This window comes from Nocardioides luti, assembly GCF_014212315.1.
Lineage (GTDB): Bacteria > Actinomycetota > Actinomycetes > Propionibacteriales > Nocardioidaceae > Nocardioides > Nocardioides luti.
Map to the genome: position 1 here is coordinate 3,884,530 of NZ_JACKXE010000001.1, position 21,125 is coordinate 3,905,654.

The 21,125-nt window shown below is 73.5% G+C and carries 15 protein-coding genes; 13 read left to right on the forward strand and 2 right to left on the reverse strand.

From position 1 onward, the window contains the following. The first annotated feature begins 79 nt into the window (after nt 1-79). From H5V45_RS18445 to H5V45_RS18475, 7 genes are all read left to right on the forward strand, one after another. The gene (locus tag H5V45_RS18445; protein WP_185254279.1) at nt 80-2,941 is read left to right on the forward strand and encodes an oligosaccharide flippase family protein; all 2,862 of its coding nucleotides are present in this window, start codon (nt 80-82) and stop codon (nt 2,939-2,941) included. Then, a complete protein-coding gene (locus H5V45_RS18450) occupies nt 2,938-3,756 on the forward strand; it encodes a polysaccharide deacetylase family protein (RefSeq protein WP_185254280.1) in 819 nt (272 codons plus the stop codon). The genes H5V45_RS18445 and H5V45_RS18450 overlap by 4 nt, the downstream gene beginning before the upstream one ends. Continuing rightward, complete coding sequence (locus tag H5V45_RS18455) at nt 3,750-5,252, forward strand: O-antigen ligase family protein (protein ID WP_185254281.1); 1,503 nt, start codon at nt 3,750-3,752, stop codon at nt 5,250-5,252. The genes H5V45_RS18450 and H5V45_RS18455 overlap by 7 nt, the downstream gene beginning before the upstream one ends. Continuing rightward, entirely contained in the window at nt 5,252-6,355 is a 1,104-nt protein-coding gene (locus tag H5V45_RS18460; RefSeq protein WP_185254282.1) for a glycosyltransferase family 4 protein, read from the forward strand. The genes H5V45_RS18455 and H5V45_RS18460 overlap by 1 nt, the downstream gene beginning before the upstream one ends. Continuing rightward, the gene (locus H5V45_RS18465) at nt 6,352-7,422 is read left to right on the forward strand and encodes a glycosyltransferase (RefSeq protein ID WP_185254283.1); all 1,071 of its coding nucleotides are present in this window, start codon (nt 6,352-6,354) and stop codon (nt 7,420-7,422) included. Before H5V45_RS18460 ends, H5V45_RS18465 begins: the two co-directional genes overlap by 4 nt. Before the next feature lie 174 nt (nt 7,423-7,596). Beyond that, entirely contained in the window at nt 7,597-8,865 is a 1,269-nt protein-coding gene (locus tag H5V45_RS18470) for a Wzz/FepE/Etk N-terminal domain-containing protein (protein WP_185254284.1), read from the forward strand. Between the two features lie 14 nt (nt 8,866-8,879). Then, the gene (locus H5V45_RS18475; protein ID WP_185254285.1) at nt 8,880-10,040 is read left to right on the forward strand and encodes a glycosyltransferase; all 1,161 of its coding nucleotides are present in this window, start codon (nt 8,880-8,882) and stop codon (nt 10,038-10,040) included. Nucleotides 10,041-10,055: 15 nt separating this feature from the next. Here the strand turns inward: H5V45_RS18475 and H5V45_RS18480 are convergent, their stop codons facing one another. Continuing rightward, entirely contained in the window at nt 10,056-10,988 is a 933-nt protein-coding gene (locus tag H5V45_RS18480; protein WP_185254286.1) for an aminoglycoside phosphotransferase family protein, read from the reverse strand. Nucleotides 10,989-11,247: 259 nt separating this feature from the next. Here H5V45_RS18480 and H5V45_RS18485 point away from each other — a divergent pair, with 259 nt between their 5' ends. Beyond that, entirely contained in the window at nt 11,248-12,828 is a 1,581-nt protein-coding gene (locus H5V45_RS18485) for an exopolysaccharide biosynthesis polyprenyl glycosylphosphotransferase (protein WP_185254287.1), read from the forward strand. Between the two features lie 51 nt (nt 12,829-12,879). Here the strand turns inward: H5V45_RS18485 and H5V45_RS18490 are convergent, their stop codons facing one another. Then, nucleotides 12,880-13,983 (reverse strand): hypothetical protein, encoded by a 1,104-nt coding sequence (locus H5V45_RS18490; protein WP_185254288.1) that lies wholly within the window; start codon nt 13,981-13,983, stop codon nt 12,880-12,882. A gap of 71 nt (nt 13,984-14,054) precedes the next feature. Here H5V45_RS18490 and H5V45_RS18495 point away from each other — a divergent pair, with 71 nt between their 5' ends. The 5 genes from H5V45_RS18495 (at nt 14,055) to H5V45_RS18515 (ending at nt 21,101) form a co-directional block, all read left to right on the forward strand. Next, entirely contained in the window at nt 14,055-14,711 is a 657-nt protein-coding gene (locus H5V45_RS18495) for an MOSC domain-containing protein (RefSeq protein ID WP_185254289.1), read from the forward strand. 386 nt (nt 14,712-15,097) lie between these two features. After that, nucleotides 15,098-16,354 (forward strand): HNH endonuclease signature motif containing protein, encoded by a 1,257-nt coding sequence (locus H5V45_RS18500; protein WP_185254290.1) that lies wholly within the window; start codon nt 15,098-15,100, stop codon nt 16,352-16,354. Nucleotides 16,355-16,501: 147 nt separating this feature from the next. Beyond that, nucleotides 16,502-18,322 (forward strand): AMP-dependent synthetase/ligase, encoded by a 1,821-nt coding sequence (locus H5V45_RS18505; RefSeq protein ID WP_246415924.1) that lies wholly within the window; start codon nt 16,502-16,504, stop codon nt 18,320-18,322. Between the two features lie 28 nt (nt 18,323-18,350). Further along, entirely contained in the window at nt 18,351-20,018 is a 1,668-nt protein-coding gene (locus H5V45_RS18510) for an MFS transporter (RefSeq protein WP_185254292.1), read from the forward strand. Between the two features lie 129 nt (nt 20,019-20,147). After that, the gene (locus tag H5V45_RS18515; RefSeq protein ID WP_185254293.1) at nt 20,148-21,101 is read left to right on the forward strand and encodes an intradiol ring-cleavage dioxygenase; all 954 of its coding nucleotides are present in this window, start codon (nt 20,148-20,150) and stop codon (nt 21,099-21,101) included. Nucleotides 21,102-21,125: the final 24 nt, after the last annotated feature.

Consider the following 21,125-nt stretch of genomic DNA (forward strand, 5'->3'; position numbering starts at 1 on the left):
GCTGTGAGGTGCGAGGCGGACACCGATCCGGTCGGATCGACCGTGGACAGCCGCCCGCTCGACGGCCGGGGGGCTTGTGATGTCTGAGTACGCCCCTGTGTCCGCGGACCCCGCCCAGCGCCCGCACTGGACGGTCGGCGACCGGCTCGCCGCGTTCACCGCGCTGCTGCCGGCCGACCCCGCCGGACCGGTCGTGCTGGCGCTGTCGGACGAGCTGTCCCCGCACGTGCAGCTCGTCTACCCCGAGGCCCTGGTGCTGGTCGAGAGCGGTCGCGACGCCGCCTGGCCGGACGGGTCGCGGGTCGTGGCGTGGGACGGGCGCACGCCGCCGGTCCGAGCGGGCAGCGCCGGTCTCGTGGTCGTCGACGCCCGTCGGTACGACCGCGCCGCGCTCGCCACCCTGCTCTCGCCCGAGGGTGTCCTGGCGGTGCTCGGCCCGGACGGACCCTTCCTCGTCTACCCCAGCGCCGAGAGCCCCGAGCTCGTCTGGCGCCGCTCGTGGCCGGTGAACATGCCCGCCGGTCCGGTGCCGTGGCTGCGTCGTCGCCTCGGCCTGTCCGTCGGCCGCGGCGACGCGGTGCCCCGCCTGTCCCTCAGCGGCGTCTCCCGGCCGAGCCTGGCCGACGAGGTCCTCGTCGAGCTGCAGGAGGCGACCGGTCGTCCCGGTGAGCTGGTGGGGCTGGTGACCGCGGGGCACGCGGTCCTCCGGGTGCGCTCCGCCGACGGCGACGTCGCCGTCCGCCTGTCGCTGACCGACGGGGACCGGCACGACGTCGCGGACCGGGTCCGTGCCGACGTACCCGCCGTCGAGCCGTACCTCGCCCCCGTCGTGGCGCGCGGCCGCACCCGGGGACACCCGTGGGTCGCGACCCGCTGGACCCCGGGCCGGCGCGGCCCGCTCACGTGGCCGTGGCCGCGACCGGAGCGCCAGTGGGCCGTCGCCGACGAGGTCGTCGACGTCCTCTCGGCCCGCGTCACCGGCTCCACCGGACCCGGCTGGGCCCAGGCCTGGGCCGAGGCCGCCCACGTGGTCCCGCCCGACGTGCGCGCCCGGTGGGCCGCCGCCCTCGCGCCGCTCGAGGCCGAGCTCCCCACGGCTTGGTGCCACGGCGACCTGTGGCCCGGCAACGTGCTGCTCGACGGCGGCACGAGCGCCGTCATCGACTGGGACAACGCCTCCGAGGACGCCGTCCAGGGGCTGGACCGCCTCCTCGTCCCCGCCCTGCGCGCGCTCTCCGAGCCCGGGCGCAACGCCTCGACGGAGATCCTGCGGTTCGTCGACGACGTCGCGCCGGTGGCCGACGCGGTGGTCGGCGGCCGGCGGTGGGCCGACTGGGACCGCCCGGCGCGCGTCGCGCTCGCGCTGGCCACGGTCGTCCTCTACCTGCGCAACCGCTCCCTCCACGACCTCGGCCAGGAGGCGCTCGACACGCACCTCGCGGCCGTCGCCGCTGCCCTCGAGCCGAGCGGCCCCGACGACGCGGTCGTGGCAGCAGCCGCACCGGCGCCCAACGTCGAGGCCGCACGCACCGCCCGCGGTGCGCTCTGGCTGGCCACCAACGGGGTCGTCGTCAAGGCGTCGCAGACCATCGTGCTGCTCACCCTGGCCGCCATCCTCGCGCCGTCCGCGCTCGGCCTGGTCGCGCTCGGGACGCTCGTCGCGAACATCTCCGTGCAGCTCAGCAGCCTCGGGACCGCCAGCGCGCTCGTCTACTGGCGCGGCGACGTGCAGCGCGCGGCGCGGACCGCCGTCACGATCGGTGTCGGCATGGGCGCGGGGCTCGCGGTGCTGCTCTGGGTGGCCGCCCCGTGGCTCGCCACGACCCTCAGGGCCGAGGACGGCGGGGCCGCGGTGATCCGGGGCCTCACGGTGGTGCTGCCGTTCACGGCCGTCGCCGCCGTCACCAACGAGCTGCTGCGGCGCGAGCTGCGGTTCCTGCGCCGCATCATCCCCGACACCGTCTCGTCGATCACCGGCGCCGTGGTCGCGATCGCGCTCGTGACGCAGGGCCACGGCGTCATGGCGCTGGTCGCCGGACAGATCGTCCAGGCGACGCTCACCATGCTGCTCTCCTGGGTCGTGCACCCGCCGGTCCGACCGGGCTGGAACCGTGAGGACGCCCGCGGCCTGCTCGGCTACGGCGGGCCGTACGCCGGCGCGCAGCTGCTCGAGATCATCCAGCTCAACGTCGACTACCTGATCGTCGCGCGGGTGCTCGGTGCCGTGGCCCTGGGTCAGTACTCCCTCGGCTTCCGCCTGGCGTTCATGCCGTACCTCATGATCGTCGTGGTCACCACGGGTGCGGCCTTCCCGTACCTCTGCCGGGTCAGCGGGCCCGCGCTGGGGCGGGCCTCGACGGTCGTCATGACCGCGACGCTCACGATGGTGGTCCCGCTGTGCGCGGGGCTCGCGCTCTTCAACGACGACCTGACCCTGCTCGGCGACAAGTGGTCGCCCGGCGTGCCCGTGGTGGGCTGGCTCGCGCTGTACGCCGTGCTGCTGAGCGTCGGCCAGATCGTCCAGACGGCGCTCAACGCCGGGGGACGACCCGGCGTGGCGATGCTCCTGCGGCTCTCGCACCTCGTGCTCCTGCTCGGGACCCTGCTGGTCGTGGCCTCGCACGGCATCACCGCCGTGGCCGTCGGCCAGGTGGTCGCGGCGTCGCTGGTGGCGACTCTCGCGCTGACGCTGGGACGCATCCACCTGCCCGGCTTCTCGCTGCGCGGACTGGCCGTCTCGCTGCGCCCCGCAGCGGCCGGCGTGGCCGTCATGGTGGTGGCCGTGCTGGGCCTGCGGGCCCTCTTCGACGTAGGGTCACCGTCACTCAGCGGGCTCCTGCTCGTTGGCAGTGCGGGGGTGGTTGCCTACGCGGGCACCGTGTGGATGCTGGACCGCGCCCATCTGAAGGAAGCATTCCAGCTCGTGAGGAGGCCGTCGTGAGAGCAGAGCTGCGCGCTCTGGGCTCCCTCGCGCGACCCGTCGCGGCGGGCCTGCGACGCCTGCGCAGGACGCCCGGGCTGACCGTGATCGGCTGGCACCGCGTCGACGGCACCAGCAACGGCCTGTCCACGGGCGTCGACGACTTCCGGCGTCACCTCGACGAGATCGAGGCCTGGGGCGCCACCGTGCTGCCGCTCGACACGGCGGTCGCCGCGCTGGACGCGGGCACGCTCCCGGAGCGCGCCGTGGCGCTGACCTTCGACGACGGCTACGCCAGCGTCCTCGAGACGGCCTGGCCGCTGCTGCAGGAGCGCCGGATGCCGGCGACCTTCTACGTCGTCAGCGGCTACCTCGACAGCGGCGAGCGCTTCCCCTGGGACCGCGACGAGGCGCCGCACGACCGCTTCCGCCTGGTCCGCGCCGACGAGGTCGTGGCCGCCGCCGACGAGGGGCTCGCGATCGGCTCGCACACCGTCTCCCACCCGTGGCTGCCGCGCCTCGACCGCGCGGAGGTACGCCGGGAGCTGCACGACTCACGCGTCCTCCTCGAGGAGCTGCTGGCCCGTCCCGTCACCTCGCTGGCCTACCCGACGGGCGGCTGGAGCCGCGAGGTCCGGGCGGTGGCCGCCGAGGTTGGCTACCGCGTCGCCATCACCGTCGATCGCGGCCTCAACACCGTCCGCACCCCACGGCTGTCCCTGCGCCGCGCGTTCGTCCCGCACGACCCGCGCGACCTGCGCCTGGTGCTGGACGGTGCCCTGACCGCGCTGCGCCCGCTCGACACCTGGCGCGCCCGAGGAGGCCCGGCATGGTGACGCCGTCCACCCCCTCCACGCCGTCGACCCACGAGGTCGGCCGCGAGCTCGCGCCCGTCGGCTGGTCCGGCCCGCCGACGGTCGCCCCGCGCCCGCTCGTCGCGACGACGATGCCGCTGATCCTGCCGATCAAGCAGCGACGCCGCCGGCGCCTGCACCTGCCGCACTGGCCGTCCCGGGTCCCGACCTGGTGGACCGTGGCCGGGCCGCTGCTGCTGGCCCTGGTCGTCGGCTTCGGCTCCGGCTACGTCCCCGAGAAGATGCTGCTCCTCGCCGTCGGGGCGGCTGCCCTGGGCGGCCTGCTGCTGCGGGTCGAGTGGGCGGCACTGGCGGTGGTGGGCACGGCGGTCTTCGAGGACTACCTCGTCCAGGTCGACCCACGCGTCGTCAAGGGCCTGGCCGTCCTCCTCATCGGCTCGTGGCTGCTGCGCCGGTGCGCCGGACGCCTGCACAGCCGCCCCCGCAGCGCGGTGCTCGTGGCCGCCCTGGTCTTCGTCGTCGTGCTGCTGCTCAGCACCGCCGTGCACAACAACGGGACCACGGGGCTCGCCGTGCTGCTGCGGTACGCCGGCTTCCTCGGCGTGCTGTTCGTGCTCACCGACGTGCTCCGCGGGATCCTGCCGCCCGTGCGGCTCGCCCGTGTGTACGTCGCAGCCTGCGCGCTCGCCTCGCTGTGCGGGATCGTGTCGTACTTCCTCGGCGAGGACCGCCGGGTCGGCGGCCCGATCGGTGACCCCAACGACTTCGCGTTCTTCCTGCTGCCGGCGATCGCGCTGGCCATCGGCGTACGCCGCTCGGGCAAGCGCCGCTGGCCCTACGACCTCGCGGCGGCCGTGATCGCCTTCGGCGTGATCGGCACGCTCTCGCGGGGTGCCCTGCTGGGAGCCGCCGTGATGCTGCTCTTCGGGCTGTTGACCCGGATGGTCCGCGTGCGTGCGGCGGTCGGCCTGCTGGTGGTGCTCGGCACCGCGGTGTCCTTCACCGCGGCGGCGTTCCCCGAGCTGGTCGACGTGAGCCTGCACCAGAAGAGCTACGTCGCCGGGCAGAACGTCTCCGAGCGGCTCGACCTCTGGAAGGCCGCCGGCCAGATGACGGTCGAGAACCCCGTCCTCGGGCTGGGCCCGGGGTCCTTCTCGCTCTACCACCGCGACTACATGGGCTCGCTGCCCGTCGACATCAACCACCCGCTCGACGTCGCCCACAACACCTGGCTCGAGGCCTCCAGCGAGCTCGGTTTCGCGGGGCTGCTCGCCCTGGTCGCCATCTTCCTCGTCGCGTTCGCGGGCGCCTGGTCGCGCTGGCGCCGGGACCACGACCCGCTCGCCGGCGCCGTGTGCGCGGCGATGCTGGGCACCATGACGGCCGCCTCGTTCGTCAGCGAGCAGTACTACCTCCCGCTGTGGCTGCTCAGCGCCTTCGGTGCGGCCCTTGCGGTGCACCGCTCCGACCCGGTCGAGCCGACCGGTGCCACCGATCCCACGCGGCCGACCCGCTGATGCGCGTCGTCCAGCTGCTGACCCAGGAGGTCGGCGGACCGGTCGACCACGCGGTCGACGTGGCCGTGGGCCTGGCCGCCCGGGGGATCGACAGCCACCTCGTGGGGCCGGCCTCCGCCGGGACCGACCGGGCCCGCGCCGCCGGGGTGACCTGGCACGACCTCGCGATGCGGCACAAGACCGACGCGTCCGGCGGGATCGCGGTCGCCCGCCGGCTGCGTGACCTCGCACCGGACGTCCTCCACCTGCAGGACCGCCGGGCCGGCTGGGTCGGGCGGGGCCTCGGGCGCACCTTCGGGGGCGCGGCGGTGGTCTACACGCTGCACGGCGTCGCGGACGGGCTCTCGGACCTGGTGCCGGGCAACACCCGCGCCGCGCCGCGGCGGCGCCGCGACCACCTGTACTACCTCACCGGCGAGCGTGCGGTGACGCGCTGGGGCCGCGCCCGCGTCGTGGTGCCGAGCGGCGCCGTGGCCCGCTTCGCGACCGACCACATCGGGCTGGACCCGTCGATCGTCGACGTGGTCCCGAACGGCGTCGACGAGCAGCGGTTCCGCCCCTCCGCGCCACCCGCCGGTCCCACCACCGCGCTCTGGCTGGGCGTGCTGACCGAGGTGAAGCGCCTCGACACGCTCCTCGACGCCGCCGAGGACGTGCCCGACCTCCGGCTGCTCGTGGTGGGGGACGGCCCCCTCCGCGACCAGGTCGTACGACGGGTGGCCGGCGCCGCCCTGGCGGGGCGGGTGGACCTCCGCGGCCGCGTCGCGGACCCGGTGCCCGTCTTCGCCGAGGCACACCTCTTCGCGCTGACGTCGGCCGCCGAGAACTGCCCCCTGGCGATGCTCCAGGCGATGTCGGCCGGGCTGCCGGTGGTCTCCACCGCGGTCGGCGGCATCCCCGAGGTGGTCCGCGACGGCACCGACGGCGTCCTGGTCGGGGTCGACGACAGCGCCGGCCTGGCGGCCGGGCTGCGCCGGCTGACCGACGACCCGGCCCTGCGCTCGGCCATGGGGGCGTCGGCGCGGGCCCGGATCCTCGACGGCTACACCCTCGACCAGTGCGTCGACTCTCTGCTCGCGGTCTACGCGAAGGCGCGCAGGTGAGGCTGCTCACGGTCATCGCCGAGCTCGGCTCCGGAGGAGCGGAGACGGTGGTGGACGACCTGGCCCGCCACGCCCTGGCCGGGGGCGACCTGGTCGACCTGGCGAGCGACGGCGGGTGGCGGGCCGACGAGCTGGCCCGGGAGGGCGCGGCGCTGGTCCGGCTGCCGCTGCGCTCGTCGGACCCGGCCGACCTGGCGCGGTCGGTGCTGCGGCTGCGTCGCCACGTGCGGCAGGCCCCGCCGGACGTCGTGCACGCCCACAACGTCCGCGCCACGCTGGCCGCGCACCTCGGCACCCGGTGGCCCCGGCGCCGTCCGCCCCTGGTCACAACCGTGCACGGGCTGGATGCCGGCGACTACCCGCGCGCCGCGCGGGTGCTGCAGCGCTGCGCGGACCGGGTGGTCGCCGTCTCCGACGACGTGGCCGAGCGGCTTCGGGCGGCCGGGCTGCCCGACGACCGGCTGGTCGTGATCGAGAACGCCGTCCCGGCTCCCGTGCTCCCGGCGCCCGCGGTCGCCCGCGCCGCGCTCGGCCTGCCGGCCGACGCGCCCGTCGGCCTGTGCGTCGCCCGGCTGGAGGCGCCCAAGCGCCACGACCTGCTCGTGGAGGCCTGGCGCACCCTCCCGGACGACGCGGTGCTGCTGGTCGCGGGGGAGGGCAGCGGCCGTGCGGCGCTGGAGCGGCAGGTCGCGGCCGCCGGGCTGGGCGCGCGGGTCCGGCTGCTCGGCGAGCGCCACGACGTACCCCTCCTGCTCGCCGCGGCGGACCTCCTGGTCCTGCCGAGCGACCGCGAGGGGCTCCCGATGGCGGTGCTCGAGGCGATGGCGGCCGGTGTCCCCGTCGTGGCCAGCGCCGTTGGAGGTTTGAGGTCCCTGGATCGGGCTACACTCGAGCTGGTGGCCCCCGGCTCGGCGGAGGCGCTGGCGGCGGCCCTCGGGTCCGTGCTGGCGGACCGACCCGGAGCCGCGGTTCGGGCCCACCGCGCCCAAGAGGCCGTTTCGCAACGGTATTCGTCGTCTGCGATGCGGCTTGCCTACCAGAACCTCTTTACTGTTCAGATTGGTTGAACGGGGTCGTAACCTGACCGTGACCCGTTCGTTGAGCACGTGTAGGTCCACACCGGGTCGGCTGATCGCTGTGCCCGGTCGCTACAAATCGTTCTCCGCTCGGGGGGGAGTGCGGTTCGGGAAGATCTTCCGGATCGAACTGGTCGTGTGCGTGCCGCACACGTTGGGGGAGCAATGGAACTGAGGGATGTCGCAGGAGCGCTGTGGAGGCAGCGTCTCCTCGTGCTGCTGATCCTCGTCGCGGTCGGCGCTGCCGTCGCGCTGGGACTCAAGGCCGCGCCGAAGACCTATGACGCAACCGCCACCGTGTCCACCGTCGCGGCTCCGGGGGTCGACACCCCCAGCGAGGACCTCGACGCCCTGCGCGGCACGCTCGGCGAGCTCGCCAACTCGCGCGCCGTCCTGCAGGACGTGCAGGCCCAGGTCGACTCCGGCCGCTCGCTCGACGAGCTGCGCCGTGAGATCTCCGGCCACTGGGTGACCGGGACCGTCCTCATCGAGATCACGGTGTCGGACGCCGACCCCGTGCTCGCGGCGAAGATCGCCAACACCGTCGCGGCCGTGCTGCCGCAGCACGACCCGAGCAACAACGCCTTCGGGTTCACCACCAGCAACCCGGCGCAGCCGCCGGTGACGTACTCCAGCCCGAACCTGCTTCTCGGGGTCGGCGTGGGCGGTCTGCTGGCGCTGGTCCTCGCGACCTGCGGCGCCGTGGTCCGCGACCGTCGTACCAACACCGTCGACGACGCCGCCGGCATGGAGGAGGCCGCCGAGGCCCCCGTCCTGGCGCACGTCGCCCCGCCGCGCGACCCCACGACGCTGCCCGCGCTCTACCCGGGCACGTCGGCCGCCGACGTCTTCCGCCACCTGCGCATCGCGCTCGAGGCGGAGGCCAGTTCGGAGCCCGTCACCCAGGTCGTCGTCACCGGCGTGACCAGCGGCGACGTCAACGTGTGGCTCGGTGCGAACCTCGCCATCTCCCTGGCCAACGTCGGGCGCCGGGTGCTCCTGGTCGACGGCCGGATCGGTGACCGTCACGGTCGCCCGATCGCCGCCGAGCCCGACACCCCGGGCCTCTACGAGCTGCTCACCGGCGGCGACTTCGACGCCGCGCTCAGCCCCGGCCCCGTCGAGCTGCTCACCGTGCTGCCCTCGGGCAACTGGGGCGGCGCGCCGACCGAGACCCTGGTCGAGACGCAGTTCGCCCGGGCCATGGCCCAGGCGAAGGAGCGCTTCGACATCGTCGTCGTGCTGGCTCCGCCGCTCGACGTCTCCGACGACGCGCGGGTGATGGCGGCCGGTGGGTCGCTGCTGCTCGCCGTGCCGGAGGGCGGGCTCTCGCCCGCCGACCTGCGCACCCACGTGGACCGGATCCGCTCGGTGGGCGTTCGCATCCTCGGCACGGTCCTCGTGGGCCGTCGCGCCGAGCGCGTCTCCGCCTGATCCTGACCCGACCCATGCCGTCACGGGAAACCGGCGCGTCCGTACCCGGCCGCCTCCACGTCCTGCACGTCGCCCAGCCCACCACCGAGGGCGTGGCCGGCGTGGCGCTGACGTATGTCCGCGACCAGCTCGAGCGCGGCTGGGACGTCTCGGTGGCCTGTCCCTCGGACGGGTGGCTCGGCTACGAGACCCGCGAGCTCGGGGCCGGCGTGAGCTGGTGGGACGCCACCCGCGAGCCGGGCACCGACGTGCTGGGGGAGTCCCTGCGCCTCGGCCGGATCATCGCCCGTCGCCGTCCGGACGTCGTGCACCTGCACAGCGCCAAGGCCGGTCTCGTCGGCCGCCTGGTGCTCCGGGGCCGCACCCCCACGATCTTCCAGCCGCACGCTTGGTCGTTCCTGGCGGCCACCGGCGCCACGCGTCGCGCCGCCCTGGCCTGGGAGCGCTACGCGATGCGCTGGACCAGCGAGCTGCTGTGCGTGAGCGAGAGCGAGCGCGAGCTCGGCGTCGAGCACGGCATCACCGGACCGACCACGGTCGCGGCCAACGGCGTCGACCTCAGCATCCTGCGCCCGGTGAGCGACCAGGGCCGCAAGGCCGCGCGCTTCCGGCTCGGCCTCACCGACGCGCCGACCGTCGTCTGCGTGGGTCGGCTGGCCCGCCAGAAGGGACAGGAGGACCTCCTCGCGGCCTGGCCGAAGGTCCGCGCCCGGATCCCCGACGCCCAGCTGATGCTGGTCGGCGAGGGGCCCGACCGGGAGCTGCTCGAGCGTCAGGTCGAGCCCGGCAGCGGCGTCCGGCTGGTCGGCAACCGCACGGACGTGCCCCTCTGGCTCGCCGCCGCCGACGTGGTCGCGGTGCCCTCGCGCTGGGAGGGCATGGCGCTCGCGCCCCTCGAGGCGATGGCCTCGGCCCGCAGCGTGGTCGTCACCGACGTCACCGGCATCGCCGAGAGCGTGCCGCCGCTGGCCGGCGCCATGGTGCCCCCGGGCAGCCCCGACGACCTCGCGATGGAGCTGGCGACCCGGCTCGAGGACCCCCAGCTCGCGGAGGACGAGGGCTGGTCCGGCCGCGCCCACGTGGAAGAACACCACGACGCCGCCCGCTCCGCCGCGGACCTCGCCCGGATGTGCCTGCGCCTCACCGCCCAACGCCAGCGCCGCTCGCTCGTCTGAGCGACGACCGGGTCGTCAGTCCTGCACGGCCTTGGCGATCGCGATGCAGCGGGTGATCCAGTCGCGCTCCCCGGCGTCCAGCGCCCGGCGCTCGCGCTCGGCGTCCTGCAGCGACCAGCTCGCGTTCACGACCATCCGGACCACGACCCAGTCGCGGGCCAGGTCCTCGTCGAGGCCGGCGGTGTCCACCAGCGTGTGGAAGCGGTGGCGTACGCCGGCCCGCACGTCGCCCGCCGCCACCAGGCGCTCCCAGCAGTTCCACAGGGCCGGCGCGGGCTCGTAGTGCTGGTCGCCGGCCATCGGCTTCGGGTCGATGACCAGCCAGGGCTCGCGGTCCGCCGCGAGCACGTTGTGCTGGTGGAGGTCGCCGTGCACGATCACCGGCCGCTCGGGCGGTGCCGCCAGGAGGTCGGCCGCGAGGTGCCGGGCCTGGTCGACGAGGCGGTGCGGGAGGGGTGCGTCGCGGGGGAGCGCGGCCAGCGGCTCGACCCAGCGCCCGACGTACGACCCGACCGTGGCCAGCTGGGGCGGCGCCGGTCGCCGGATCCGGCCGTAGAGGTCGCCCAGCACCTCGCAGGCCGCGGTGTCGTCCAGGTCGGCGAGGTCGCGCTCGTGCAGGCGCTCGAGCAGCAGTGCGCGGCGACCGGGGTCGGCGCGGACCAGGCGGACCACCCCGTGACCGCCCCAGTGCTGGAGCGCGAGCGCCTCGTGCCGCGACTCGTCGTCGCCGTCGAAGGTGATCTTGAGGGCCTGGCGCTCGCCCGTCCGGCCGGTCACGGGCAGCACCAGCGAGCAGTGGCCGTGCCACGCCGCGCCGTCGGGGGCCAGCTCCCACTCGTCGAGGAGCACGCCGGCGAGGGCGGGGAGCCGGTCCAGCCAGGCGCCCCAGTCCGGCCCGAGCGCACGCTGCTGCTCGAGGCCGGCGGGGATCGGGGGGCGGACGCTCACGCCCCCATGGTGACCGGTGACCGGTGAGGCGCCGTCACACCCGCCTCATTCGGTGATCTGCGTCCCATGTGCCACAAAAGGTGTCACACAGCGTGACAACAGGCGTTCTTTGCCGTTGTATGGGGTACTAGTTCGAAATAACTAGGTATCGCCTAGTCATTTCGAACTAGATCGGCTCCAGCACCGCCAACTCGGGGACCGTCGCCCCATGCGACGGATCGGTGCTCGCGCCACCAGTTGAGTTGCCGGGGGGCAAACTGTGCGCGTACGTCTGATCGACATCCTGCCGTGGCTGCGGAGCATTCGTCCGCTGCTGACGCTGGTCGACCCGGTCGCCGTCCTGCTGGCGGGGCTGTTGGTCCACGGCAGCGTCCCGCTGCTCGCGACCGTCGGCGCCGCCGGCGCCGCCACCCTCGTGTCCCGCGGGGCCGACCTGCACCGCTCGCGCCTGGTGCTGTCCGTCCTCGAGGACATGCCCAAGCTGCTGATGGCCGCCGTCGTCGGCACCGTCACGATGGCCGCGCTCACGCCCCGCCCCGACCTCGGTCCCCGCGGCAGCTGGACGCTGCTGGCGACCTTCGGCGGCCTGTCGTTCGTGCTGCTCGTCGTGCTCCGCGTCGCGGTGTACGCCGGTGCGCACTCGCTGCGCCGCAGCGGCCGCAGCGCCCACCCCGTGATCATCGTCGGCGCGGGCGTCGTCGGGCGCCGGCTGGCCGAGGCCTTCGCCACCAAGCGCGAGTACGGCCTCGTCCCCGTCGGCATGATCGACACCGCGCCCGAGCTGAGCGCCCGCGACCTGCCCGTGCCGCTCCTGGGCGGTGTCGGCGACCTCCACCGGGCGATGGCCGACCTCGGCGTCGACGACGTCGTCTTCGCCTTCCCCGGCCCGCCTGACGACGAGACCCTGTCGGTCGTCCGCGACTGCGTGAAGAGCGACCACCAGGTCTTCGTGGTCCCGCGCTTCTTCGAGATGATGGGCCTGGACCACCACCGTCGCGTCGAGGTCGTCCGCGACGTCGCCGTGATGCGGCTGCGCCGGACCGGCCTCCGCCCGCACACCCTGCTGCTCAAGCGCCTCGTCGACGTGGTGCTCTCCGCCGGCGCCCTGGTCGCCCTGTCGCCGATCCTGGCGGTGTGCGCGATCGCCGTCCGCCTCGAGACCGGCCCCGGCGTGATCTTCCGCCAGACCCGCGTCGGCCTGGGGGGCCGCACCTTCACGCTCTTCAAGTTCCGCTCGCTCAAGCCTGCCACGGAGTCCGAGAGCGCCACGCAGTGGAACATCGACCTCGACGACCGGCTCGGCCCGGTAGGCCGCTTCCTGCGCCGCACCAGCCTCGACGAGCTCCCGCAGCTCGTGAACGTGCTGCGCGGCGACATGAGCCTCGTCGGCCCGCGCCCCGAGCGCCCGTTCTTCGTCCGCGAGTTCTCCAAGAAGCAGCGCCGCTACGACGACCGTCACCGCGTGCAGACCGGCCTCACCGGCTGGGCGCAGGTCAACGACCTGCGCGGCGACACCTCGATCGACGACCGCGTGCGCTTCGACAACTACTACATCGAGAACTGGTCGCTGTGGGGCGACGTCAAGATCATGTTCCGCACCGTCGGTGCCCTGGGGCGCTCCGAGCCCGAGGCACGGGTCATCCCGCTCACGGGCTCCACCGCGAAGCCGCTGCCCCCGGCACAGCAGGCGAGCCCCGGTCGCCAGGCCGTCCCCGGTCCGCGGGCGCCGCGCAGCATCCAGGCGCCGACCCGCGACAAGCGCCCGTCGCGCAACGTGCCGTCCGTCCCGTCCGGGCCGGACAAGCGCGACGGCATGGACACCACGCGGCTGCTGGGCTGACCCGCCTGGCCGCTGTCCTCTGACTGAGCCTCTGCCTCGTGGGCGGGGCGATCAGCGGGTGCGGGTGACGCGCAACGTCGCGCGCAGGTCCTCGAAGGCCGTGCGCTCGTCGGCCCACTGGGTCGGCGTCGCGCGCCAGGTGAGGCGTACGCCGCCCTGCTGCACGACGGTCACGTGGAGCGGCGTGCTGCCCGGGGTGGAGTACTCCAGCCGCTCGACCCGGCCTCCGGCGCCCAGCCCCGGGACCCCTGTCCGGGACGCAAGGACCCGGCTGCCGCGCGGCAGCAGCGCGCGCTCCTGGGCGAGCGAGCGTGCCGGCCGCAGGTCGAGCGACGCCGTGTGCGACCGGGGGACCGAGGGGGCCAGCCGGAGCGTGCAGGAGCCGGCGTACGACGTGGTGGCGCGGGCGCCCTCGGGGACGAGCGAGCGCACCGTGACCAGGGCGCCCTGCGTGCGGGCGCTGCAGAGGTCGGTGGTGCCGTCGAGCACGCCGAGCGACGCGACCGCCGCCGTGACCTCGTCGCGCTGGTCGTCGAGGCGACCCGCGCCGGCCTGCCACTGGATCCGGACGCCGCCGGCCTGGAGGGCCACGACGTCCACCGGACGGCCGCCGACCCGGGTCGACCAGGCGAGCCGCTCGCCGTCGTCGTCCGCGAAGAACCCGACGTCGGCTGTGTAGTCGATCCCGGTGACCGCGTCGTCCCGCGTGCCCGTCCCTGCCCTCGGCGCGAGGACGCGGTCGCGGAAGTCCGCGAGGCTGCGGGCGACGCCCACGGTCACGACCACCTCGTTGGTCGTCGGGGTGGTCGGTGCCGGGCGGGGAGCGGCGCCCCCGAGCCGGGCGGTGCGGAACGTGCAGGTCCGCCGGGCGGCCACCTGCACGGCGAACCGGTCGGGCAGCACCAGGCTGACCGTCCGGTCGGGGCGCTCGCGGCCCAGCCACGGGCACAGCTCCACGTGCGTCGTGCCCGGGGATCCCGCGTCGGGCGACCCGGCGTCGGGCTCCCGGAGCGCCGGCACGACCGGGCCCGTCGGCCCGCCGTCGTACGGGCTGGGCGGCGGAGCCGCGGACGGCGGGCTGCCCGACGTACACGCCCCGGCGAGCAGCGCCACGGCCAGCGCGACCGTCGCCAGCACCGCCCGAGAGGTCCCCATCCGCCCATGATGCACGCGCGGACCTCGGCAAACCGGTGGTTGGCTCAGGTCCCGCTTGAGAGGATCGACCCATGATCGGCACCGTGCTCTCCGTCAACGTCGGCACCCCACGCGAGGCGGACTGGGCGGGCATCGGTCGCACGTCCATCGACAAGCAGCCCGTCGCCGGTGCCGTGCACTGCGGGCCGCTGGGCCTCGACGGCGACCAGGTCTCCGACACCAAGCACCACGGCGGCGTCGACCAGGCGGTCTACGTCTTCGCCCGCGAGGACCTCGACTGGTGGGCCGGCGAGCTCGGCCAGGAGATCCGCGACGGCCAGTTCGGCGAGAACCTCACCACCTCCGGCCTCGACGTCAACGAGGCCGAGATCGGGGAGCGCTGGCAGGTCGGCGAGGTGCTGCTCGAGGTCGCCTCGATCCGCACGCCCTGCAACGACTTCAAGAACTGGATGGGGCTCTCGGGCTACGACAACAAGGCGTGGGTGAAGCGGTTCGCGCTCGTCGGCCGCCCCGGCCCCTACCTCCGGGTGCTCGGCGAGGGCTCGATCCGCGCCGGCGACCCTATCGAGGTCCTGCACCGCCCCGGCCACGGCGTCACCGTCAGCACGATGTTCCGCGCCCTCAACACCGACCGCACCCTGCTGCCCGAGCTCCTGCAGGTGCCCGGCCTGGTCGACGAGGCACGCATCGCGGCGGAGCAGTACGTCGCCAACCAGTCGCTCGCCTGAGCGTGCCCGCGGGTGGGTGCGCAAGGCGCCGCCTTCGGTGGTTGAGGAAGGCGCGCTAGCGCCTGTCTCGAAACCACCCCATGCGGTGGTTGAGGAGGTTGCGCTGGCAACCGTCTCGAAACCACCCCACCCCTCCACGACTCGAGGCGGTCGGTGGTCCGGCCTGTGCGCGCCTGGACGTAGTTCCGGTGCAGGGGATTTATTGGATATGTGGTTGCCGTGGGTGCCGGGGCTACTCCTCCTTGCGGCTGCTTTCACAGTCTCCGTGGGTGCCACTTGCCCGCTTGGGTCACCGTTCGAATATTTCTTTGATTATTTTCCTCACAAGGCTCGATTTGGGCTCATTCTGACCCTGGATTGTCGATGGTCCCTGATTGACTTTCCTCATGAAGACGTTCACCGACGACGGCCCCCGCCACGCGACCTCGCGTGCGGTCCGCGACGTCGGCGAACGCATCACTGACGTCGCTGAGGCACCCGTCTGGTCGATGACCGCCGACGAGGCTGGCGCCACGCTGGTGGAGCTCACCCGCCAGATTGCCCGGCTCACCGAGCTCGAGGGCCGCATCGCGATGCAGGCGGCTGCGGTCGAGGTCGGTGCCTCCGTCGGGGCCACTTCGACGCAGGCGTGGTGGGCGAACCAGACCGGCCAGACGCATCGGAGCACGGCGGCGAAGCTGCACCTTGCCGACGCCCTGGGCCGCTGGCACGTCGTCCGCCAGGCCTTGTGTTCCGGTGCGCTGTTGACCGAGCAGGCCCAGGTCATCACCCGGGCCCTTGACGACCTCCCCGACGACGTCGACGCGGAGACCCGCGTGCTCGCGGAGAAGCACCTCGTCGACCTGGCCGGCGATCACGACGCCGTCGACCTGCGACGGCTCGGCCGAGGTCTTCTCGACGTGATCGACCCCGCCGCCGGAGAGGAGGAAGAACGCCGCCGGCTGGACGAGGAGGAGCGCAGGGCCCGCCAGCGGATGCGCCTCACGATGTCCGACGACGGCCACGGATCCTGCCACGGCCGATTCACCATCCCCGCCGCCCAAGGGTCGATGCTCAAGAAGATGCTCCAGGGCCTCGCCGCCCCGAAGCACCAGACCGCCGTCCACGGCGTCGGCGCCACCATCGAGCGCAAGCCGAGCCCAGAACGCCTGGGTGCGGCATTGTGCGAGCTGATCGAGCGCTACCCCACCGACCGGCTCCCCAACGCGGGTGGCGTCAACGCCACCGTCGTCATCACCATGGACATGGCCACCCTGTTGGGCGCCGAGAAGGCCGCCACCCTCGACACCGGCGACAAGATCACCGCGAGCCAGGCCCGCCGCCTGGCCTGCGAGGCCGGGATCATCCCGGCCGTCCTCGGCGGGAAGTCCCAGGTCCTCGACCTCGGCCGCACCCGCCGCTACTTCTCCAAGGCCCAACACCTCGCCCTCGCAATCCAGCAAGGCGGTTGCACCGCCCAAGGGTGCGACTGGCCACCCAGCATGTGCCACGCCCACCACGACCCCTTCTGGGCGCACGGCGGCAACACCGACCTCAAGGACGGCCGGTTGCTCTGCCCCCGACACCACGCCCGCGCCCACGACCCCACCTTCACGACCACCAAGCTCCCCGGCGGCAAGGTCGCCTTCACCCGGCGGACGTAGGCCGTTCTGCGCGCCAACGTGGGGCAATCGTCCCGCAACCGCGGGTTTGGCTACCGCCGCGTAACCGAGTGATCTAGGTTACTCACCCAAAGGCGTCATCCCGGGTGACGTGCCTTTTCGCCGTCCCCGATGCAGCGCAGGAGTGTCATGGCCGTCAACACCGACACCAGTTTCCTCGAGAACCTCGCCCCGAACGTCGCGGTGCAGTTCCTCGACCGGGTCGCGAGCTCGCCGAACAGCGAGGCGTACCGCTACCCGAAGGGCTCGGACTGGGAGTCCGTGACCTGGGCGCAGACAGGGGAGATGGTCGAGCGGCTGGCAGCGGGCCTGCTCTCGCTGGGCATCGAGCCCGAGCAGCGGGTCGGGATCGCGTCCGGCACGCGCTACGAGTGGATCCTCGCCGACCTGGCGATCATGTGCGCGAGCGGCGCGACGACGACGGTCTACCCGTCGACGAACGGCGAGGACACGGCGTACATCCTCAGCGACTCCGAGTGCCGGGTGGTGTTCGCCGAGGACGACGAGCAGCTCGCGAAGCTGACGTCGCACAAGGCCGAGCTGCCGCACCTGCTCAAGGTCGTGACCTTCGACGGCGCGACCGACGGCGACTGGGTGATCGGTCTCGAGGACCTCGCGAAGCTCGGCGACGCGTTCCTCGAGAGCCACCCGGGAGTCGTCGCGGAGACCTCGCGGGCGATCGGCCCCGACCAGCTCGCCACCCTGATCTACACCTCCGGCACGACCGGCCGCCCCAAGGGCGTGCGGCTGCGGCACAAGTCCTGGGTCTACGAGGGCGCGGCGATCCAGGTGCAGGACATCCTGCACGAGGACGACCTGCAGTTCCTGTGGCTGCCGATGGCGCACTCGTTCGGCAAGGTGCTGCTCTCCTCGCAGCTGGCCTGCGGGTTCGCGACGGCGATCGACGGACGCGTCGACAAGATCGTCGAGAACCTCGGCGTCGTGAAGCCGACCTTCATGGGGGCGGCCCCGCGCATCTTCGAGAAGGCCCACGGCCGCATCGTCACCATGCAGGCCGCCGAGGGTGGCGCCAAGGAGAAGCTCTTCAAGCAGGCGTTCAAGGTCGGCCTCGAGGTCGACCGACTGACCCGCGAGGGCAAGAGCATCCCGCTCGGCCTCAAGCTGCAGCACGGCCTCTTCGACAAGCTCGTCTTCAGCAAGGTCCGCGACCGCTTCGGTGGCCGCGTCCGCTTCTTCATCTCCGGCGCCGCGGCGCTCAACCAGGAGATCGCCGAGTGGTTCCACGCCGCCGGCATCGTCATCCTGGAGGGCTACGGGCTGACCGAGTGCTCGGCGGGCGGGTTCGTGAACCACCCCGACGACTACAAGTTCGGCACGGTCGGCCCCGCCCTGCCCGGCAGCGAGGTCAAGCTCGGTGAGGGCGACGAGATCCTGATCAAGGGTCCGCACGTCATGGACGGCTACCACAACCTCCCCGAGGAGACGGCCAAGACGCTGACCGAGGACGGCTGGCTGCGCACCGGCGACAAGGGCAGCCTCGACGCCGACGGCTTCCTGACGATCACCGGCCGCATCAAGGACCTCTTCAAGACCTCCGGCGGCAAGTACATCGCCCCGTCGGCGATCGAGTCGAAGTTCAAGGCCGTGTGCCCCTACGCCAGCCAGTTCATGGTGTTCGGCAACGACCGCAACTTCTGCGTCGCCCTGGTGACCCTCGACCCCGACGCGATGGACGGCTGGGCCGCCGAGAACGGCATGGCCGGCGCGTCGTACACCGACATCGTCCGCTCGGACAAGGTCAAGGAGATGGTCGGCGGGTACGTCGACGAGCTCAACAGCCGGCTCAACCGCTGGGAGACCATCAAGAAGTGGGAGCTGCTCGACCACGACCTGACGATCGAGTCCGGCGAGCTGACCCCGTCGATGAAGGTCAAGCGCAACGTCGTCGAGGACAACCACAAGAAGCTCATCGACGCCTTCTACAGCTGACCGGCAACGGTCTCGGGGGAGCGGTGAGATGGGGCGCACGGGGGCGGTGCTGCGCGAGACCGGGTCGTCCCTGACCCTGGTCTTCAGCAACCCGCGCCTGCGCCGCGTCCAACTGGCCCTGCTCGCCTCGCTCGTCGGGGACCTGGCCTACGCCACCGCCGTCACCGTCTGGGCGTACGGCGTGGGCGGGGCCACCGCGGTCGGCATCTGGACCGCGGTGCGGATGGCCGCGGCCGCCGTCACGGCCCCGCTCGGCGCGGCCGTCGCGGACCGGGTCTCGCGCCGCGGGCTGATGCTGGCCACCGACGCGATCCGCGCGGTGCTCGTCGGTCTCGCGGCGATCAGCCTGGTCACGGGGCTCGGCGACCCGGCGGCGGTCTTCGTGCTCGCGACCCTGGCCGGACTGCTGACCGCGCCGTTCCGCTCCGCCCAGCGCGCGTGGATGCCGTCGCTGTGCTCGCACCCCTCCGAGCTCACCGCGTCGAACGCCGCCAGCGGGACGCTGGAGAGCATCGCGTTCTTCGTCGGCCCGGCCATCGGTGGGCTGCTGCTCGTCGTCGCCGACGTCCCCACCGTGTTCGTCCTCAACGTGATCACCTTCGGCGTCTCCTTCGCGCTCGTGCTGGCGGTCCGGACGCCCGAGCGCGAGGTCCTGGGCGACGACGTCGAGCCCGACGCCGGTGCCCGCGAGGGCTTCCTGGGCGAGCTGTCCGCGGGCTTCCGCCTCGTCGGGCGCGACCGCGACCTGCGGCTGGTCACCGGCGAGGTGTGCGCGCAGACCTTCGTGGGCGGCGCGTCCAAGGTGTTCCTCGTCGTGATCGCGGTCGAGGTGCTGCGCACCGGGGCCAGCGGGGTCGGCTTCCTCGACGCGGTGCTGGGGGTGGGGGCGGTGCTCGGCGGCCTCGCCGCGATCGCCCGGTCCTCGCGCCAGCGCCTCGGCGTGGACATGACGGTCGGGGTGCTGCTCTGGTCGGTCCCGCTGGTGCTGATCTCGCTCGTCCCGGTGCCGGCCGTGGCGATCGCGGCCCTGGTCGTCGTCGGCGCGGCCAACCCCGTCGTCGACGTCAACCTCGACACGATCGTGCAGCGGATGACGCCCGACGCCCTCATGGCCCGCGTCTTCGGGGCGCTCGACACCTGCTACATCGCCACCGGCGCCCTGGGGTCGCTGGTGATGCCCTACCTGCTCCACGCCGTGGGGCTGCGCTGGAGCCTGGTGGCGGTCGCGACGCCGGTGGCGGTCGTCGCGCTGCTCGGGCTGCGCCGGATGCACGAGCTGGACGGCCGGCTCCGGCCGCCGCCGGCGCTCGACCTGGTCCGCGGCGTCGGGCTCTTCGCGCCGCTCACCCAGGCCGTGCAGGAGACGATCGCCCGCGCCCTGGTGCCGATTCCGCTCGCCAGCGGCGACGTGGTGATCCGGATGGGCGACGTCGCCGACGCGTTCTTCCTCATCGAATCGGGCCGCGTGCGGGTGACCCAGGGCGACGTGGTGCTGCGCGAGCAGGGCCGGGGGGAGTTCTTCGGCGAGATCGGCCTGCTCCACGACGTACCCCGCACCGCCACGGTCACCGCGATCGAGGACACCCTCGTGCAGCGCCTGGACCGGGGCGCCTTCCTCGCCGCGGTCACCGGCCGCTCGCGGTCGCTGGCCGAGGAGGTCGCGGCCACCCGACTGGCCCACCGCGGCGACGCCTGAGCGGCCCGACCGCACCGGCGGCCACCTCATCGCCCCCGCTGGGAGGACGCACAGGGAACGCACAGCCGCGGACCGTCGAATGGGGCCAGGCGCGAGAACGTCGCGTCGTACGCCGACCCAGGAGCCCCCATGCCGCAGCGTCCCGCGACCCCGCCCACCCCCGACCACCGGCAGCCCCACGGCCACGCCCACGGCCACGGGGACGAGCTCGAGGACCACGACCTCGGCCTCTCGCACGACCTGCCCCGGATCGTGGAGCGGAACCGGCTCGGCCGCCGCGGCGTGCTCGGCATCTTCGGCGGCCTGGGCGTGGCCGCGGTTGCCGGCTGCGGGCTGACGGACAGCACGAGCACCAAGACGATCGCGACCGGCACCGCGTCGTCCGCCGCGGGGGACCGTCCCGGTGCCCCGCCCGCGGGCGGAGGCGGCGGCGACACCGCGGCCGTGGACGTCGCGGACGGCGAGATCCCCGAGGAGACCGCCGGCCCCTACCCGGGCGACGGCTCCAACGGCGTCAACGTGCTGACCGAGAGCGGCATCGTGCGCAGCGACATCACCTCCAGCTTCGGCGATGCCTCCGGGGTCGCCGAGGGCGTGCCGGTCACGATCAGGCTGAAGGTCTACGACCTGAACGGCGAGGACGCGACGGCGCTGGCGGGCGCCGCGGTCTACCTGTGGCACTGCGACCGCGAGGGCAACTACTCGATGTACTCCGAGGCCGTGGCCGACGAGAACTACCTGCGCGGCGTCCAGGAGACCGACGAGCAGGGACGCGTCGAGTTCACCAGCATCTTCCCGGCCTGCTACGCGGGCCGCTGGCCGCACATGCACTTCGAGGTGTACCAGTCGGTCGCCGACGCGACGAGCTACAGCAACAAGCTGCGCACCTCCCAGCTCGCGCTGCCCCAGGACGTGTGCGAGGACGTCTACGCCACCACCGGCTACGAGCAGTCGGTGACCAACCTGTCCCAGATCAGCCTCGACTCCGACGGGATCTTCTCCGACGGCTACTCCCTGCAGATGGCGGCGGTGACCGGCTCCACCGACGCCGGCTACACGATCAGCCTGAACGTACCCGTCTGAGCCTCCGGCCGGGTCCCCGTCTGA